The 17,986-nt window shown below is 38.7% G+C and carries 17 protein-coding genes; 7 read left to right on the plus strand and 10 right to left on the minus strand.

Features of this window, described 5'->3' with window-relative positions; all coding sequences use genetic code 11:
• Positions 1-439: 439 nt before the first annotated feature.
• The 4 genes from hemL to hemC form a co-directional block, all read right to left on the minus strand.
• Complete coding sequence (gene hemL, locus SVZ03_15550) at positions 440-1,729, minus strand: glutamate-1-semialdehyde 2,1-aminomutase (protein MDY6935623.1); 1,290 nt, start codon at positions 1,727-1,729, stop codon at positions 440-442.
• A 91-nt stretch (positions 1,730-1,820) separates the two neighbouring features.
• Positions 1,821-2,792 carry a porphobilinogen synthase gene (hemB, locus tag SVZ03_15555; GenBank protein ID MDY6935624.1) on the minus strand — a complete coding sequence of 324 codons (972 nt, stop codon included), beginning with the start codon at positions 2,790-2,792 and terminating at the stop codon, positions 1,821-1,823.
• A 70-nt stretch (positions 2,793-2,862) separates the two neighbouring features.
• Positions 2,863-4,365, minus strand: a complete 1,503-nt coding sequence (gene cobA / locus SVZ03_15560) for a uroporphyrinogen-III C-methyltransferase (GenBank protein ID MDY6935625.1) — start codon at positions 4,363-4,365, stop codon at positions 2,863-2,865.
• A complete protein-coding gene (hemC, locus tag SVZ03_15565; GenBank protein MDY6935626.1) occupies positions 4,362-5,261 on the minus strand; it encodes a hydroxymethylbilane synthase in 900 nt (299 codons plus the stop codon). The genes cobA and hemC overlap by 4 nt, the downstream gene beginning before the upstream one ends.
• Before the next feature lie 199 nt (positions 5,262-5,460).
• Between hemC and rlmD the strand changes: the two genes are divergently transcribed.
• On the plus strand, positions 5,461-6,603 hold the full coding sequence (gene rlmD / locus SVZ03_15570; protein MDY6935627.1) for a 23S rRNA (uracil(1939)-C(5))-methyltransferase RlmD: 1,143 nt from the start codon (positions 5,461-5,463) through the stop codon (positions 6,601-6,603).
• Positions 6,604-6,687: 84 nt separating this feature from the next.
• On the opposite strand, the gene SVZ03_15575 is transcribed toward rlmD, so the two are convergent.
• The 4 genes from SVZ03_15575 to SVZ03_15590 form a co-directional block, all read right to left on the minus strand.
• Positions 6,688-7,866, minus strand: coding sequence for an MFS transporter (locus tag SVZ03_15575; GenBank protein MDY6935628.1), 1,179 nt, complete (start codon positions 7,864-7,866; stop codon positions 6,688-6,690).
• Positions 7,867-7,976: 110 nt separating this feature from the next.
• Positions 7,977-8,828, minus strand: a complete 852-nt coding sequence (locus SVZ03_15580; GenBank protein MDY6935629.1) for a MoxR family ATPase — start codon at positions 8,826-8,828, stop codon at positions 7,977-7,979.
• Between the two features lie 160 nt (positions 8,829-8,988).
• Positions 8,989-9,510: a hypothetical protein gene (locus SVZ03_15585; GenBank protein ID MDY6935630.1), complete on the minus strand. Its 522-nt coding sequence runs from the start codon at positions 9,508-9,510 to the stop codon at positions 8,989-8,991.
• A 6-nt stretch (positions 9,511-9,516) separates the two neighbouring features.
• The gene (locus SVZ03_15590; GenBank protein MDY6935631.1) at positions 9,517-9,792 is read right to left on the minus strand and encodes a MoaD/ThiS family protein; all 276 of its coding nucleotides are present in this window, start codon (positions 9,790-9,792) and stop codon (positions 9,517-9,519) included.
• A gap of 378 nt (positions 9,793-10,170) precedes the next feature.
• Between SVZ03_15590 and hisI the strand changes: the two genes are divergently transcribed.
• The 6 genes from hisI (at position 10,171) to SVZ03_15620 (ending at position 15,243) form a co-directional block, all read left to right on the plus strand.
• Positions 10,171-10,554, plus strand: coding sequence for a phosphoribosyl-AMP cyclohydrolase (gene hisI / locus SVZ03_15595; GenBank protein MDY6935632.1), 384 nt, complete (start codon positions 10,171-10,173; stop codon positions 10,552-10,554).
• Positions 10,551-11,447, plus strand: coding sequence for an ATP phosphoribosyltransferase (hisG, locus tag SVZ03_15600; GenBank protein ID MDY6935633.1), 897 nt, complete (start codon positions 10,551-10,553; stop codon positions 11,445-11,447). Before hisI ends, hisG begins: the two co-directional genes overlap by 4 nt.
• Positions 11,448-11,590: 143 nt before the next feature.
• On the plus strand, positions 11,591-13,228 hold the full coding sequence (locus SVZ03_15605) for a response regulator (protein MDY6935634.1): 1,638 nt from the start codon (positions 11,591-11,593) through the stop codon (positions 13,226-13,228).
• Positions 13,229-13,243: 15 nt separating this feature from the next.
• Positions 13,244-14,119 (plus strand): rhomboid family intramembrane serine protease, encoded by an 876-nt coding sequence (locus tag SVZ03_15610; protein ID MDY6935635.1) that lies wholly within the window; start codon positions 13,244-13,246, stop codon positions 14,117-14,119.
• Positions 14,120-14,218: 99 nt separating this feature from the next.
• The gene (locus SVZ03_15615) at positions 14,219-14,566 is read left to right on the plus strand and encodes a hypothetical protein (GenBank protein ID MDY6935636.1); all 348 of its coding nucleotides are present in this window, start codon (positions 14,219-14,221) and stop codon (positions 14,564-14,566) included.
• 170 nt (positions 14,567-14,736) lie between these two features.
• Positions 14,737-15,243, plus strand: coding sequence for a nucleoside-diphosphate kinase (locus SVZ03_15620; protein MDY6935637.1), 507 nt, complete (start codon positions 14,737-14,739; stop codon positions 15,241-15,243).
• A 198-nt stretch (positions 15,244-15,441) separates the two neighbouring features.
• On the opposite strand, the gene SVZ03_15625 is transcribed toward SVZ03_15620, so the two are convergent.
• Complete coding sequence (locus SVZ03_15625) at positions 15,442-16,671, minus strand: hypothetical protein (GenBank protein ID MDY6935638.1); 1,230 nt, start codon at positions 16,669-16,671, stop codon at positions 15,442-15,444.
• A 443-nt stretch (positions 16,672-17,114) separates the two neighbouring features.
• Positions 17,115-17,972, minus strand: a complete 858-nt coding sequence (speE, locus tag SVZ03_15630; protein MDY6935639.1) for a polyamine aminopropyltransferase — start codon at positions 17,970-17,972, stop codon at positions 17,115-17,117.
• Positions 17,973-17,986 lie beyond the last annotated feature (14 nt).

The following is a 17,986-nucleotide window of genomic DNA, read 5'->3' on the forward strand; positions in this document are numbered from 1 at the left end:
CCGCACTGTGCCCCCTTCGTACCGCACTGTGCCCCCTTCGTACCGCACTTTACCCCCCTTCGTACCGCACTGTGCCCCCCATGGTTGCCTCATGCTAAGGATAGTCACCTAGAAATATCAAATATTGAACAAGGAATTTAGAATTATGAAGTGTTTTACTCTTTTCTTCGATATTCAATGTCCAAAAAACTATATATATTCTAAAATCTGTCTTAAGTTAACACATACCGCCTCTCTCCCGTAGATAAATTAGCATAGGTTAGCCTTGGGATTAGGGGTTCTTTTCCTCAACATTTATTAGGTGGAAGGCAAGCCCATTAAATAAAAAAGAATTAAAACGGAAAAATATCATTTTCCCCCTCAATTTATGTAATGCTGAACTTAATTAGTAGGCTCGAAGGCCCCTTGGACCCTAGTCTACACTTGATCCACTTTCACATTACCATATCTCATCAAGCGAATCAGATATAGCCTTTGCGGTTCTATTGATATCATCATCAGAATGGGCTGTAGAAAGGAATCCTACCTCATATCCGGAGGGGGAAAGATATATTCCCCTCTTGAGCATGCTGTTATGAAATTTAGCGAACATCTGCATGTTGGATTCCTTTATTTGATCAACGGTTTTTATTGAAGTAAGGGGTGTAAAGAGGATTGAGAATATTGATTCCAGTTGTAGGAAGAGAACTCTTCCGGCATATCTATTCAGAATTGGTTGTAATAGTTCTCTAAACCCTAGGGCCTTTTCGTTCAGAATTTTATATGCATTGAGTTTGTCGAGCCTCTTCAGCGTCTGGGTCCCTGCTGCAAGGGCTATGGGATTTCCAGAGAGTGTACCAGCCTGATATACAGGGCCCTCTGGCGCCACCTTTGACATGATCTCCTTTGAGGCGCCATAAGCGCCAACAGGGAGGCCCCCTCCTATAATCTTGCCTATTGTGGTTATATCTGGCTTAACGTTGAAGTATTCCTGTGCGCCGCCCCTTGACAACCTGAATCCGGTGATTACCTCATCAAATATTAATAACGCATTATATCGGTCACAGAGATCTCTTACCTCTTTCAGATATTCCTTTTCAGGCATGATAAGACCATAATTGCAGGGAACAGGCTCAATTATTATTGCTGCTACATTATCACCCTCTTTTTTAAGCGCGTCTTCGAGGATGTTTGAGTTGTTGAAGGGTGCAACAATTGTGTCCTTTACATTATCCCTGTTTACTCCCGCAGAATCCGGCGTTCCAAGGGTGGCCAGGCCTGAGCCTCCTGCCACAAGAAGATCGTCCGCGTGACCATGATAGCAGCCATCAAACTTGATAATCTTCTCCCTGCCTGTGTATCCCCTCGCTAGTCTGATGGCGCTCATTGTGGCCTCAGTTCCTGAATTTACAAATCTAATTTTCTCCATGGAGGGAAATCGTTCAACAACCATCTCTGCTATTTCCACTTCATAGCGATTAGGGGTTCCAAAACTTGTGCCATTCCTTGCAGCCTCAATGATCGCATCTATCACATCGCTATCAGCATGACCGAGTATAAGCGGTCCCCATGACATGCAGTAGTCAATGTAATCATTACCATCCTCATCGAAGATATGAGAACCGGAACCCGATCTTATGAAAAGCGGGGTTCCGCCAACGGATCTGAATGCCCGTACCGGGGAGTTTACACCCCCTGGCATAAGATTTATAGCTTTGTCATATAATTCAATCGATCTTTCTATCGTCACATTTGTCTCCATTGCTTATTTCTTCATAATACATGATGTCGGTCTCGGGCTGTGATCAGACCCTGCTGATATGAAATTTGGCCATTGCGACTTACAACCAGCCCTCTTTAACTATATCCCTTGTATGATATGATATTACCATATCCGCGCCTGCCCTGAATATTGCTGTGAGGATCTCTATTACCATCATCCTCTCATCAACATAGCCCAACCTCGAGGCTGCCTTTACCATTGAGTATTCACCACTGACATTATAGGCGCAAAGTGGGACATTGACTATCTCCCTGGCCCTTTTGATAATGTCCAGATAGGCTAAGGCTGGTTTTACCATTACAATGTCTGCGCCCTCATCTATATCGAGCATTATCTCCTTCTCTGCCTCAAGTGAATTTCTGAAATCCATCTGATAGCTTCTCCTATCCCCAAACTGTGGCGCGCTGTCAGCAGCGTCCCTGAAGGGCCCGTAGAATGCGGAGGAGTATTTTGCGGCATAGGAGAGAATAGGCACTGAGTTATAGCCCTTCTCATCAAGGACCTCCCTAATGGCTCCAACCCTCCCATCCATCATATCCGAGGGGGCCACAATATCTGCCCCTGCGGTAGCGTGTGAAAGGGCTGTCTTTGCTAGTAGTTCAAGGGTGGGATCATTCAATATCCTTCCGTCTTCAACGATTCCGCAATGACCATGGCTTGTATATTCACAAAGGCAGACATCAGTGACAATACAGATCTCAGGGATATTCCTTTTGATATCCCTAATCGCTCTTTGAACTATACCCTCTTCATCGTAAGCCTGTGTTGCCCTATCATCCTTGGTCTCGGGTATCCCAAACAAGATGACTGTCTTAACGCCATGGCTGTAATCACTCTCAACATCCCTGATTAAGTTATCGATGGATAGCCGCTCAATCCCGGGCATGGATTTGATCTCTTCTCGCAGATTGCCCCCCTCGACTACGAAATAGGGAAATATCAATTTATTCTTATCTAATTGTGTCTCTGCAACGAGATCTCGAATTATTTGACTATTTCTGATCCTTCTTGGTCTGAAAATGGGTTCCATTGTCGCTCCGAATTGATCTGATATCCTGCCGCAAAGTAGCTTGAGTTTGGCAATGCGCGGATAATGAGATTTATAACGCTTTATTCCCTCTCCTCCACTCCACAATTGCCTCAACCAAACCATCAATGGTATATTCAGAGGCTATGATGTCAGGTGTATGTCCCTTCTTCTTTACTGCATCAGCGGTGATGGGACCAATGCATGCTGTTGCCGAATCTGTGTCTTTTATTATTGTAAAAAAATTTCTGGCTGTTGATGAGCTGGTAAAGGTTATCAGGCCTGCTGATTTTATCTCCTCCCTAATCGGATCAGGGATACTCCCCGGAATAATAGTATCATATATATGTATTCTATCAACCCTGGCTCCGAGTTTGATGAGTCCATCCTTCAAAGTCTCTCTTGCCTCTTGAGCGCAGGGGAGCAGTATGTTGGCTCCATCTACACCGATTCGTTTCATCTCCTCAATTATCTCCTCTGCAACGTATTCAGAGGGGACCATATCCGGTTTAATTGATCTTTTCATCAACTCCTTTGCTGTTGCTGGTCCAATGGCGGCCACCCTAGCGGGGAAGAGACTCCTGGCATCCTTTGACATATTTTCAAGTGTTTTAAAAAATATCTTCACTGCATTTTGAGAGGTGAAGATTATCCAATTATAGTTTTCAATGTTTTCAATTGCGCTTCTCAGGGCGCTTAGATCCGACTTCTCTACTATCTCAATGGTCGGAAACTCAATGACCCCTGCCCCAAGGGCTAAAAGCTTTTCTGAAAGAATGGATGCCTGCTCTCTCGTTCTTGTAACAACAATATCTATGCCGAAGAGGGGAAGATTATCGAACCACTTGAGTCTGTCTCTCAGAAGAACTACGCCGCCAATGATAATTATGGCAGGGGCTCTAATCCCCTTATCGCCGGCGATCTTTACAATATTCTTCAGAGTGCCTGTGACAACCCTCTGTCTTGGCGTAGTACCCCAGGATATTATTCCTATTGGGGTCTCCTCAGGAAAATTTTTAGAATTGATCAATTGATCCGTTATATAATCCAAATTTTTCATTCCCATTAGGAAGACAAATGTCTTATTCCCGTCATATTCCGGGAGATTTATGCTCTCTTCAGGTGGAGCATCCCCCCTTCTGTGTCCTGTAATCACCTCAAAGGAGTTGGCATAATCCCTGTGTGTGAGCGGAATTCCAGCATAAGCGGGTGCGGAATAAAAAGAAGATATTCCAGGTATGACGCTGTAAGTAATCCCATTCTCAACAAGCTCTTCTGCCTCTTCGCCCCCCCTGCCAAAGATGAATGAATCGCCCCCCTTTAACCTGGCGACCCTTTTCCCATCCTTTGCCTTTAGTATTAATAATTGGTTAATTTCATCTTGGGGAAGGGTGTGGTCGCTTCCCTTTTTCCCAACGTATATCTTTTCACAGTCCATTCCCTGAATGATATCAGAATTGGAAAGAAAGTCATAGATTATACAATCTACGTTGGCTAAAACATTTAACGCCTTTTGTGTAATAAGACCAGGATCCCCTGGCCCAGCTCCAATTAGATAAACATGTCCTCTCTTCATATCAGATCATCCGCCCCTTCTCTTTTCAATAGAATAGCTAACTCCTCGCCAAGCTTTTCAGGTTCTTCGCCCACCACTGTTTTTCTTATAGAGATATCACCATCAATAGAAGTAATAACCCCTGATAGGTGTATCTTTCCCTTTTCAATATAGGCCAGGGTGCCCAATGGGATGTGGCAGCCTCCGCCAAAGTGCTGTAAAAAACATCTCTCAGCCTTGACAGATAGTTCGGTTTCTTTGTGGTTAAATTTTTTTAAAATCTTTTCGAGCTCATCATTGTCGTCTCTAATCTGAATGGCAAGAGCGCCCTGAGCAGGGGCCGGCAAAAAGAAGCTGTAGGGGAGAGTGAGAACCTGTAAGTCCGACATATCAATGCTTAGTCTCTTCAAGCCGGCCTTTGCCAAAACAATAGCATCAAATTTGCTCTCTCTTAATCTCTTGACCCTGGTTGGCACGTTCCCTCTGAGCGGTTGTATATTAAGGGAAGTCATCGCACTCTTTAGCTGAGCCATCCGTCGTATGGAGCTTGTCCCAACTATCGCGCCATCCTTCAGGGGTATAAAGTGATTATCATTGTAGCATTCCTCTCTGATTAATAAAACATCCGAGGGATCTTCTCTTTTCGTTGTAGTGACTATCTTTAAACCAGGGACATCATCAGTTGGCAAATCCTTCATTGAATGTACTGCTATGTCGATCATATTATTTAACAGCGCCTCTTCGATCTCCTTTGTGAAAAAGCCCTTGCCTTCCATTTTCTCAAATGATACGCTTTGGATTCTGTCACCCTTTGTCTTAATTATTTTAATCTCTGATTTATCCCTGCCTATTAAGTCGGCGACATGATTTGCCTGCCATAGAGCTAAGTCACTTCCTCTTGTACCAATCCTTAACATAATCAAAATAATAAATCAGGATGCTATAATATCAAATGTTTTTTATAATAGGTTGAAATAATATTAATATAGGTTTTCACTTAAGGGAGAATGATAATTGTTGACAACAATTATTTTATTCTATTGGGTTTAATATCATTAACCGAGTTCCTAATATTATTTTATAAGGTGTCAGATACAAAAGTGATAAAGTTGGCTTATGAATAAAAAGAAAGCAAAGCTTATTAGTGATCTTGCCAGGGAGTACAGGGATAAGGATATTACCCCAAATTGTCAGCACTTTGGAGAGTGCGGTGGGTGCATGTTTCAGGATATTCAATATGAAGATCAGCTTATCCTAAAGAAGAGGTATCTCAATATTATACTTGAAGGGGTTTGCGCTGTGGAAGAGGTCCTTCCATCAATCCCTTATGAATATAGAAACAGGATGGATTTAGTAACCGCCTTTAGGAGGGTGGGTCTTAGAAGACGTGGCGATTACAGAGAGGTCGTGGATATTGACTCGTGCAAAATAATGCAGCCGGGATCGTCTGAGATTTTTTCTAAGGTAAAACCATTTCTTTGTGATGTGGAGGATTACGATTATCTGAAACATAGTGGATATCTCCGATACATCGTGCTGCGAGAGGGTGGGTTCAGTGGTCAAGTTATGGTGAATTTTGTTGTTTCCGAGAGGGAGAATAGGCTTGCGCATCCTATTGAGAATATAATTGATGAAGTTGATTCAATTTCTATCATCCTCAATGATGGAAGGGCTGATTTAAGCTTTGGAGAGATACTAGAGGATATTAAGGGTGGATATATTGAAGATTTTTTTGGGGACATAAAATTCAGGATAACACCTAATTCATTTTTCCAATCCAATTCAAGGGTAGCCCTTGAGATATATAAGTTGATACGAGAGGATGTAATAGGGAAGACGCTCGATCTATATTCGGGAGTTGGAAGCATCTCCCTCTATGTGGCTGAGGGGGTTGGAGATATTACTGGGGTTGAGTTGTCATCAGAGGCGATAAGGGTTGCGAATATTAATAGAATCAATAATAATATTGATAACGTCAGATTTGTCTGTGATGATGCCCTTAAATTCCTTAGGAATGTGAATGAAAGATATGATACCATAATCCTGGATCCGCCAAGATCAGGTATCAATCCAAGGATGGTAAAATATTTAAATATGTTATCTCCCGATAAGATCATATACCTTTCCTGTAATCCCGATTCATTTAAGAATGATTTTCAGGCCCTGGGATCATATTCGATTGAAAAGTTTTATGCCTTTGATATGTTCCCCCAAACCCCACATATTGAAACCCTTGGGATATTGAAGAGAATGGGGTGATTGATAGCGGCAGGATTGTTTTGCTATATGTTGAAGAGAGTCCTCACACCTGAGCGCCAATTATAACAGTTGATATGTTAGGTTTTAGGCCTCCCTAAAATCATTATACCTGAACATTGAGTATAGGCTTACTATTAAAAATATCAATAGTATAATGAATAGATATCTATGATCAAAATTTAGCATAAATCCGCTTAAGAATCCACCAGCGCTAAATCCCATAAATTGAGAAGAATTCAGGATACCCATCACAGTTCCATTGAGTTGAGTGTTGGGATGTTTTGAAACAGCAGCCGGCAATACAGGAGAGAGAATAGAGTGACCTGAATAGAATATAATAAATGAGAGGATATATGAGAATAGACTGTTAAAGAATATTGGAATAATGCTCCCGATTATAGTAAAAAGGATTGCTGTTATGGCAACCCTAATGATGCCTATTTCATCTGCCTTTTGCCCGAAATAGAACATAAAGCTGGTGCCAATGATTGAGATAGGGACGTAAAGCTTCCACATTTGTGTAATCTCCATTTTGTCTTTAATAAGGATTGGCAGGGTAAAAAAAATGCTAATATGCACGAGACTGCCAATAAAACCCAATAGATTCAATCTGATTAAATCACGATTCCTTAATATGGAGGATAAGCTATCCTTTCGGATTCTAATGTGGAAATTGTAATTTACATCATAGCCTTGATTATTCATGAAGAGTAGAATATAGATAATCGAGATGGATATAAGGGCGGCACAAAGGTAAAAGAGATGTGGAATCCCAATTTTGCCGGCAATAATAGGGCTGGTAGTAAATCCAATAATTACTGCTATACCGATACCGAGGGCTACATATGTGAGAGCTGATGTTCTTCGATTTTTGTCTATACCATCGGTTAACCATGCCATTGTTACCCCTGAAAAAGCGCCAGATCCTGTTATAAAACGGGCGAAGATGAGATGGTATATGTTTTTGGAAAGTCCGGATAAAATTGATCCAATAAAGAAGATTGATAGGCCCAGGATTGCTATTTGTTTCCGCCCACATCTGTCACTCAATCTTCCCATTGGGATCTGAAGAAGGGTTTGCGATATGCCGAATATCCCAACAGCTATTCCTGATAATGCTTCAGTTGTATAGGGTATCTCTGTGGCGTATATGGATAAAAAGGGGATGATTAAAGAAACCCCCAGCGTTCTCATCGAAGCAATAAAGCCTATGCCGAATATAAGCTTCTTTTCATTTATATTGAAATTAGAATGATTTTCCATTGATTTAGATCAACCAATCATATGTGGCATGATCTATTATGGTTGTAAAGGATATTCCTGGGTTTGTAAAGCACTTTCTTTTCGAGGTTAAATCTGATGTAGATATAGGATTAAATCACATATCGTCCATATTGTGATAAATCTACATTTGCGTCTCCTGTTTCAACGTGTACAGAGAGAAGCAGTGACTCGAGCACATTCATTGATATTTGAAGACTATAAATGATGGCCTCACGTAAAGTCGCCCCAGTGGACATTAGCTCAGCGATCATCAAACTATGCCGTATGGAAATGCTTATGTCTAACTGCTCATTATTCCTGAGTTTGTTGACTACGTTTAGAATTTGATCAGCAAGTGCCGGATCTATTCCTGTTTTAGCAGTCAATACCTCTTTTTCAACATCCTTAGGAAGATACTCAAGATGTAAACGATAGAATCTATCCATAAGGGCGGCATCTACTTCATCAGTACCGGTAAATTCCTCACCTTCATTCATTGTAGCGAAGAAGATGACTCCCGGGACTACCTCAACAAGACCTAGTTCATCAATCCAGATAGATCTATCTTCGGATAATACAGAGAATAATTCGTTTAATGCATGGGGTGTTTCTGACCTGTTTATCTCTTCTAAATGGATTATGCATCTTGGGGTTTGAATCGCCTGAGGAAATAGGAAGCTTTGGAAATAGGTTTCGCCCTCTCTCAATCTTTGTTGCCCAAAGAGCTGCCCTGATTCTACCAGGAGCCCCACCTGGAAGGTCGCCATTGGTCGATTGTAATTGTTTGCGAACTGTCTTACTAAAGAAGATTTTCCACAACCCTGATTTCCCGTAATTAGAATATTAATTGGATGCCTTTCTGATAATTTTTCCAATCTGTCTAAATTTAAGATGTCCTCTTTCTTTGCAAAAAAATTAGGATCAGCTTTAGGCACCTTCAGTTGTTGTTTAACCTGTATCATTGTAAACTCCCAATCGTTGGTTAAGTAGTCTTTCCTATAAAAAATAGGATTGTAAATATAACATCTTGCTACATTTGGGGAAAATAATATATAATTTTACACACCTTTGTTAATCGAGTAAAATTCAGGTAAAATTTTTTTGATTAAATTAGATCGATAACTACTGTTCCCAAGGTGAAAATATCTCATCTGGGTGATCAAATACATACCCTAATCTAGCCCTAGCATCCTCCCTTATAGCATTTGCTATCTCTTCACTGAAATTTTGTGAATTAATCCAGAATTCAAGGAGTTGACCCCCGGGCATCCACATCTCCATTGTCTCCTTTTCAGTGACCCAGGCCTTGAATTCAACACCATGGTCCTTTAATATCTCCCACACCTCTTCACTTTGACGCTTATCGCAATAGACCATCATAACACATTCTTTTAGATCTAGGTTGGCTGGCGGTTCACGATCATATTTGATACAGGGTATTACCCCATCCTCCACATATTGATCGAGCTTTTCAGCCATTTCATCGAGTTTGGATTTGTCTCCTAGAATAATCCATTTCCCCCAATACTGTAAGACCTCACTATTGGTAAGCTCTCGACCCTTGTATACAGTATATTTCTTTCCCAAATAGACCTTAGGATGATAGACAAAGATAAAATGAGAATCTGGATCATCAATAATCATGATAATTTATCCTCCTGCTGCATAAGGAATAATACTTATCTCATTGCCATCATTAACCGGGGTTGTTAAGCCATCCAAATTGAGAATATTCTCCCCATCAATGAAGATTAGTAATGAATTGGATATTTGTCCTTCGCTATCCAATACCATTTCCTTGAATCCTGAATGCATAGCGTCGAGGTCGTTTATGCATTCTTCAATAGTATTGCCCTCGCAGATCACATGATCATTGTCACCTAAGAATTTTTTGAGTGAAGCTGGAACCCTAATCGAAATACTCATTTTAACTCCTAGGCCCATAATATATTTTTGTCTAGAATAATCTGTAAGGAATAATTGTCAAGATAAAACAGCAAGAAATGCAAAAATTCGATTGATTGTAACTTTTTGATGGTATAGAATCTATTAATAAAGATATGTTTTGCTAACAATTGATTGATTATTGCTTATTCCAAATTCTGTTGTCTATGACTTTTGGCTCTTAAGAGCTGAATCAGATGGTGAATATTTATTGAGGTACTAAAAAATAAGTGTATTGACAATATTGTTATTGAAAAATCTAAGAGTTGTAGTATTAACATTTCTAAATAATCCATTATATATATTGGAGTGTGTCGCTAATATTATTAAAAGGAGTTAAATTAAAAAAAAGTAATTACGATGATTAAGCTGGACTTTGATAAAATGAATGGTTTGATACCTGTAATAGCGCAGGATCATAAAAGTGGTGAAGTTTTGATGATGGCCTTTATGAATTCAGAGGCATGGGAGGAGACTATTAAGAGCGGGATAGTCCACTACTATAGTAGATCGAGAAATAAGTTATGGAAGAAGGGCGAATCCTCAGGAAACATACAGGAGGTTAAGGAGATTAGGATTGATTGTGATGATGATTGTATACTCATAAAGATCAATCAGGTGGGAGATGCGGCATGTCATACTGGTTATAGAAGTTGTTTTTACAGAATTCTTGAAGCGGGTGAGTTGAAGATTGATGGAGATAAAATATTCAATCCTGAAGATAAGTATGGAGAAATAAGATGAAAAAACAGCTAAAGTTAGGTATTCCCAAAGGCAGTCTGGAAAAGGCGACAATAGAACTCTTTAAGAATGCTGGATGGAAAATAAGCGTTTCTTCCAGAAACTATTTCCCATACATTGATGATAGTGAAATATACTGCGCTCTAGTGAGAGCCCAGGAGATGCCCAGATACATAGAGAGTGGTACTTTAGATATGGGTCTAACAGGTCTTGATTGGATTTTAGAATATGATGCGGATGTTGAGATAATCTCTGACCTCGTATATTCTAAGGTTAGCACAAACACCGCTAAATGGGTGTTAGCTGTGCCTGATGATTCTACTATTAAGTCGATAGAGGATTGCGCTGGCAAGACTATCTCAACGGAATTATTAGAGTTCACAAAGAGGTATTTTTCTGAAATGAACATTCCCGTAAATGTTGAATTTTCATGGGGGGCAACTGAGGCAAAGGTTGTTGAGGGGCTTGCGGATGCAATTGTCGAGGTAACAGAAACTGGCTCAACCATAAAGGCTCATGGATTAAAGATTATACATAACCTTCTTGAGACCAATACAAAACTCGTCGCAAATCGAGTAAGCATGAAAGATGACTGGAAGAGGAATAAGATCCATCGAATTGCCCTTCTATTAAAAGGGGCCTTAAACGCTGGGAATATGGTTGGTTTAAAGATGAATGTATCAAACCAAAAACTTGATGAGATTGTGCAAATCCTTCCCAGCCTGACAGCCCCAACCATTTCACAATTATATAAATCTGATTGGTTTTCTGTTGAGTCCGTTGTTAGTGAGGAGATTGTTAGAGAAATTATACCAGAGCTTATTGAAATGGGTGCTGATGGTATCGTTGAATATTCACTTAATAAGATTGTAGGACAGAATGATACCCTCCAGTAATTTATTTAGCAGATGGTCTTTGATGGAATTGGGATTTTAAATATTACATGGATGTATTTTAGGATTATCTTCATAAGTATTAATATTTAGGTAATAACTCTCTCCTGGTTATTGTACGGAAAAATCCAAGGACGGTCAATTATATGGTTATTGAAGAAAAACCTATTAAATCTGAAAAATTTGTAGACAACCATTTAAACAATATTCTTGTTGTAGATGATGAGTTAGCGATAAGAAAAACAATTTCAAAATATTTGGGTAAAATTGGATATAATGTTGATATCGCAGAGGATGGAATGATCGCTATAGAAAAGATGGAGAGGGATTCCTTTGATCTGGTTCTCACTGATCTAAGTATGCCCAACTGCGATGGTCGTGAGCTTTTAAAGACTATGGCTAGCAGATTTCCTGAAATACCGAAAATAGTATTAACCGGCATTTCGAGTGACGAGGATATACTTATAGCCCTTAAAACCGGAGCGTACGATTATCTCACTAAGCCCATTGATGATTTTGCTGTATTGCGCAGAGCAGTGGAAAGAGCCTTGGAAGTGAAGAATCTAAGTGACGAAAAGAAGAGATATGTTGAGCAGGTTAATCAGATAAATGAAGTTATTTCAATGCTCAACAGAGGGAAGAACACTGATGAGGTTTTTAAGGCCCTGAACATCTCATTGAAAGAAGTGATAGCCTTTAACTGCTTAAAATTAATGATGGTAAATCCACAAAACAATACAGTTGCAACTAAATTGGTGGAGTCCGATAGGGAAGTGAAGATGGAAATTGGAGAGAGCTTTCCCTTAGAAGGTTCCTTTTTAATGGATGTATATGAAAAAAAGGACGTGTTAATCATCAATGACCTGAAAGATTTCTTCTCAACACATCAGGATTCGGGTACTGACACTTCACTTATTGATGAGGGTATGGGTTCATCCCTAATCCTACCTCTAATAATCGATGATAAGACGCGGGGGTTTCTGGTTTTTGTTGCAGTGGAACCCGATTTTTTCAGAGAGAGTCATATAACTTTCCTAAAATCTATAGTTGGTCAGATCTCCTTTAGCATTCAGAGGGGAGAATTGCTGGCTGAATTGGAAGTACACTCAAAAAATTTGGAATATCTAGTAAAGGCTCGAACTGATGAGGTATTAAAGACACAAAAAACCACTGTTTTTGCATTAAGTAAATTGGCTGAGATCAGAGATCCTGAAACAGGAGAGCATCTTGAGAGAATAAGGAATTATGCTGTATTGATTGCACAGATATTGAAATATTCAGGTCATGAGAATGAAATAACAAACCAGTATATTAGAGATATCTATGATTCTTCAATCCTTCATGATATTGGAAAGGTAGGAATTCCAGATACAATTCTTTTAAAGCCTGGTCCACTTACCAAAGAAGAGTTTGAAATTATGAAAACGCATACCACTATTGGTTATAATGCCTTGAAATCATCTTCAAAGGATCTTGGCAAAAATTCCTTTCTCAACATGGCTATGGATATAGTCCACTTCCACCACGAGCGTTGGGATGGTAGTGGATACCCAATGGGTCTGCGTGAGAGGGAAATCCCTCTGTCAGCTAGGATAGTAGCGATATGCGATACATATGATGCTCTTACCTCAAAGAGACCCTATAAAGAACCCTTTTCTCATGAGAAAGCTGTAGGAATAATCAAGGAGGATACATTTCATTTTGATCCGGATCTGTATAAAATTTTTTATGAAAATTCAACGCAATTTGACAAAATCAGAAAGCAATTTCAAGCTGACAATTAGATATGAGGTTAGGTAATGTTAAGACAACCCATGGGGTTTAGGATTGGAGGGCCAATAACTCCCATTGTAAAAAAGCTGATGATCATTAATGTTGGAATATTTATCTTCCAGCAATTTGCAGAGTTATTTTTCCCTGGCGGATTTGAGAAAATATTTGGATTATCCCATACAGGTCTATTATTCGAGTTTAAGATTTGGCAACCTTTAACATACATGTTTCTTCATGGGGGGGTAATACATATATTGTTCAATCTTCTTGCATTATGGATGTTCGCTGGTGAGATTGAGTCGGTTTGGGGGGATAGGCTCTTTCTCAAGTATTACCTCTTTTGTGGAACAGGGGCTGGAATATTCATCGCTATGATGAATGCGGTTATATATTCAAACTATAATGTTTCTCCAATAACCATTGGAGCCTCGGGAGCAATATATGGGATATTGTTAGCCTATGGCATCATGTGGCCGAACAGAGAGGTTTTGCTCTATTTCCTTTTCCCAGTAAAGATAAAATATTTGGTTATCGGCTTTGGAATACTAGAATTCTTTGGCACAATAGCAAGCATTCGTGGTGATGCCGGAAATATCAGCCATATTGGACATCTGGGCGGTTTAATCTCAGGCTTTATCTTCATCAGGTTTCGACTACAGGCCAAAAGATCTAATAATAGATCAACAAATAACGGAAGTTATTTTAGCCAATTTATAAAAAAGAGAAGAGTAAAAAAGAAACAGCATGTAATAGATCAAAGAGTAAAGGCTAAGAGGTTAATTGATTCCCTTTTGGATAAAATAGCAAGGGAAGGAATGAGTTCGCTTACTCCAGAGGAGAGAAGGCTTTTAGATTGGGCAAGAAAGCACTATTATCCGGATAATAGTGAGACAATTCATTAAATGAATAGAATAATAATCCTGAATAACCTTTTGACTATCTTTCTTTATCCTACAAGATGACCTCCAGTTGAGGATAATTCTAAAGCTATGAGGGGTAAAATGAAAAAAATTATCATTTTCATACTAGTCCTATTATTCACATCAGGTTCCTGTGAACAGAATAAGGAGAGGGATGTGTTGATTAAGAAATGGTTTAAAGATTCGAATACATATATAATAGTCTGTAAGGGATATCCAAAGAGCGGTTCTTCAGGCCTTGCCAGAATAGAGACAGCCAAGGAGGCTGCTCTTATAAATGCTCAATACCTTGCTAAGGGTATCTTTAAAGAAACCCTTGATGTAATTACTAATGGCACAATTGAGGATTATAAAATATATGATGACTATGTGGTTATAAATTATATTATTACAAAGAAGGGATTAAAAAAATATCTCAGGAAGAAATAGAAGTGAATAACAAAATTGGTGACATGTAATGTCTATTTTATTCATATCCCCAAATAGGTTTGTTATACCTTGATGTTTACATTAAATTTGGCTGAAGGTATAAATCTCTATTTCCCAAATTTATTGAGAATTGAATAATATTCGAATATGAAAAGGAAGAGGTTAGTTAAATGGCATTAGAGCAGACATTAGTATTGATAAAACCTGACGGATTAGTAAAATCCTTAACCGGCAACGTCATTACACAACTATCGAAGGCAAAATTGATTTTAGTTGGATCAAAGGTTGTTAGGGTTAATAAAGAATTAGCTGAAAAACACTATGAAGAGTTAAAAGAAAAGTCCTTTTTTCCTGAATTGATTCAATATATTATGGGAGAAATTCATAATACCCCAAGGGTTCTGGCGCTTGTATATCAGGGAGATGATGCGATTAAGAAGATTAGAGATATTGTTGGCGCCACAAGCCCGGAAGAAGCGGATCCAGTATCAATCAGGGGCGCTTATGGAAGAATTACTACTTCCGGAATTATTGAAAATGTGGTTCATGCCTCTTCAAGTGTGGGGGATGCAGAGAAAGAGATCAAATTGTGGTTCAAACCTATAGAAATAGTAGAAAGGATATACTCAACTAAGAGTGTTATGCTAAATGGCATTGAGGATGAAGTATGGACTTAGTTCTCTGATCTATACATTTCAACCTGACCAGAAGTTATGGCTGGTCAGGGTCTGTTGTTCTCAAAATTTGGTAATAGCGTATTTATTAAGGATTATCTGCATTAGACTATAATTGACTTATGAAAGGATCAGCATCTTTTTAGCGTTAATCTATAGATTAGAAAATAGGCTATCCCAAGGGGTTGGTTATGTGTAGGGTTATTGCTTTTTCTTTGCTACAAGCATTATTCTATTGGGAAAAGTCTCTTTAATCTCAATTTCAAATCCAAGATTTTCTGCCTTTGCTGAAAGTTCATCGGATAGATCAGTTGTCTTGCCGGCAAATTCAACCTCAATCTTTGCGTATTTTCCGCTCTGTCCCCTTGAATAGACCTTCTTAATACCCCTTATTCTATGTTGAATCTGATTTCTGAACTTTGTAAAGTCTTTATAGTTAAGACCAGATATATTCATCATAATCATTCTCTGAGTAGCAGCGCGTAGAAATTTTTTAGTGATCTGATTCATAAAGGATCCGGATTTGAATTTGCCAGTCTCCTCATCAACCTTGCCTAATATTCTTTGAAGGCACCTCTGAATTGCAATTTTTGAGGCTGTGGATCCATCTATGTGTATGCCTGGAGAATTAGCGCTTGTGCTAGCAAGAATTCTTCCTGTATAAACATCAATTGACTTTAAGTTTAGTATTGCCTGTTTGGATTTCATGTTCTTTGATATTCCACTTATAGCATGGGACTGATCCATAGTCTTTGATCGCCCAATAATGATTACCTCCGCTCCCAAGTCGTCTAATAGGAGATTCTGAACATTGCCTCCAACATTGCCTTTTATGGCTTGCTGCATCTTGCTCTTCTCTCTTTTGAGTAATTGTTGGGTCATCTCTGCATCAACAAACTCGAAACCCGCATTACCCATTATCTCCATCATGGTGAGTTCAGTTACAGTAAAACCAGGCATATTCTGTTTGCCCTCAAAGGTCTCTTTAACCAACACCATAAATTTAGGTCTTCCATAATTTCGCAGGGTCGATTCTATGGTATCATTTACAGCCTGTGGATATACTTCCCCCTCAAGGGTGACAACAAAAGCGCCTTGATCTGCGCCCTCCTTTATGATTGACCAGTCGCGAACCATACCTGTCGATTTTGCCTCTACTATTGATTCAATGAGTACAAAATCTTCCACTACTGATCTTCCCTGAACTGTGGTTCCCAACACCTTCTTGACCAGTTTATTCATGGCATCATCTATGGCTCTGTCCCTGGCTAAGGCTTTATCATTGTCATAGATCGTAGCATAACCGGTCGCCTGTCCCCTCATCTCATCCCTTTGTGATTGTTCCCTTTTTATCTGTGATTTCCCACCGCAATAGATTAAGAAGCCTGTAGATAGTATAAGTACTGAAAATAATATTTTTTTAATTATCATATTGCATATCTCCTTTGTTATCTTTGGATTATTAATGGTATCAGCTAAAATCTTTGAATTCATAATAGTAGTTCAGATGATCATTGAGTAAAGACTTAATTGATTTTCTGTTATGCTGCAATAATCTGAAATGGTATAGGTTGAAGATAATAGTGTATTTAGCACTGATATGATGCTGAAACAAGTGTAATAAGTATTATATCTTAATTGTCATAAAGTATAATAGTCAAGTTATTTTTTAGATTAGCATAATTGATTTTCAAGAGTTGCTAATTCTATTGGTCATATCAATATTGGTGTCAATTTTTTTGGGAATAATGTGAAGATAATGGTTATGGTGTTAATATTTATATTTAGAAATAGAACAGCTTGTAATTCAAATTTTAATAACTCTGGATAGTATGAAGGGATTTCCATCGATCAAATATTGGGAATTTTTTAATTCACATGCTAATTCGATTGTGAATAAAACTTGGCAATGCAAAAGAACCCTTATGAATGTTTGAGTTATAATATTTTAGGGTAGGTTGAATATGGGCGACCCGCTCTTCATTAAAATCTTCCAGGTGATGATATCTTTTAGAGCAAAATGAAAAGCCAATCATCCCACTGGGGTATGTTGGAACAAGTGTATAATAATAGGAGGGAATCTGAAAATATTTTTTAGCATATCCAGTTATTTCCTCAACCAGATCAGCATCATAATAAAATGATTCTGATTGAGTAACTGCTATACCATCCTCTTTTAATATCCTTTTCAGATAAGAGTAGAATTCTTCAGAAAAAAGTATTTTAGCAGGCCCGATGGGATCTGAGGAATCTACAATTACTATATCATAACAGTTTTCCCTCCCCTTTACGAAATTATAACCATCTTCATAATAGATGTTTACTCTCTCATCATTAAAGGAGGAAGCCATGGAAGGAAGATGTTTTTTTGATAATCTGATTACATCTTCATCGATCTCACATATATCTACTCTTTTAACATTCGGATGCTTTAATATCTCTCGTGCTGTTCCACCATCTCCCCCACCAATAACTAAAACTGACTCTGGTTTTGGATGTACAAACATGGGAACGTGTGTTATCATCTCATGATATGCATATTCATCCCATTCTGTGCACATTATTACACCATCAAGAACAAGCATTCTTCCGAATGGCTTTGTCTCATAAATCTCTATTCTCTGTATTTTCGAATCGTATTTTTCTAATATATTATTTATCTTAATTTTGATGGTTCTTCCGGATTCAATTTCATATATCTCTTCAAACCATAGAGAGGATTCAACAGGCATATCATCTATCCTTG

Source organism: Spirochaetota bacterium (assembly GCA_034190085.1).
In the GTDB taxonomy this organism is placed as follows: Bacteria; Spirochaetota; UBA4802; order UBA4802; family JAFGDQ01; genus JAXHTS01.

Bases quoted from the DNA above. Each gene is read 5' to 3' on its own strand.
- SVZ03_15590 (MDY6935631.1), bottom strand. From the start codon at position 9,792: ATGAGTATTTCGATTAGGGTTCCAGCTTCACTCAAAAAATTCTTAGGT.
- hisI (MDY6935632.1), top strand. From the start codon at position 10,171: ATGATTAAGCTGGACTTTGATAAAATGAATGGTTTGATACCTGTAATA.
- SVZ03_15620 (MDY6935637.1), top strand. From the start codon at position 14,737: ATGGCATTAGAGCAGACATTAGTATTGATAAAACCTGACGGATTAGTA.
- hemB (MDY6935624.1), bottom strand. From the start codon at position 2,792: ATGGAACCCATTTTCAGACCAAGAAGGATCAGAAATAGTCAAATAATT.
- SVZ03_15585 (MDY6935630.1), bottom strand. From the start codon at position 9,510: ATGATTATTGATGATCCAGATTCTCATTTTATCTTTGTCTATCATCCT.
- hisG (MDY6935633.1), top strand. From the start codon at position 10,551: ATGAAAAAACAGCTAAAGTTAGGTATTCCCAAAGGCAGTCTGGAAAAG.
- SVZ03_15605 (MDY6935634.1), top strand. From the start codon at position 11,591: ATGGTTATTGAAGAAAAACCTATTAAATCTGAAAAATTTGTAGACAAC.
- cobA (MDY6935625.1), bottom strand. From the start codon at position 4,365: ATGAAGAGAGGACATGTTTATCTAATTGGAGCTGGGCCAGGGGATCCT.
- SVZ03_15615 (MDY6935636.1), top strand. From the start codon at position 14,219: ATGAAAAAAATTATCATTTTCATACTAGTCCTATTATTCACATCAGGT.
- rlmD (MDY6935627.1), top strand. From the start codon at position 5,461: ATGAATAAAAAGAAAGCAAAGCTTATTAGTGATCTTGCCAGGGAGTAC.
- SVZ03_15610 (MDY6935635.1), top strand. From the start codon at position 13,244: ATGTTAAGACAACCCATGGGGTTTAGGATTGGAGGGCCAATAACTCCC.
- speE (MDY6935639.1), bottom strand. From the start codon at position 17,972: ATGCCTGTTGAATCCTCTCTATGGTTTGAAGAGATATATGAAATTGAA.
- SVZ03_15625 (MDY6935638.1), bottom strand. From the start codon at position 16,671: ATGATAATTAAAAAAATATTATTTTCAGTACTTATACTATCTACAGGC.
- hemC (MDY6935626.1), bottom strand. From the start codon at position 5,261: ATGTTAAGGATTGGTACAAGAGGAAGTGACTTAGCTCTATGGCAGGCA.
- SVZ03_15575 (MDY6935628.1), bottom strand. From the start codon at position 7,866: ATGGAAAATCATTCTAATTTCAATATAAATGAAAAGAAGCTTATATTC.
- SVZ03_15580 (MDY6935629.1), bottom strand. From the start codon at position 8,828: ATGATACAGGTTAAACAACAACTGAAGGTGCCTAAAGCTGATCCTAAT.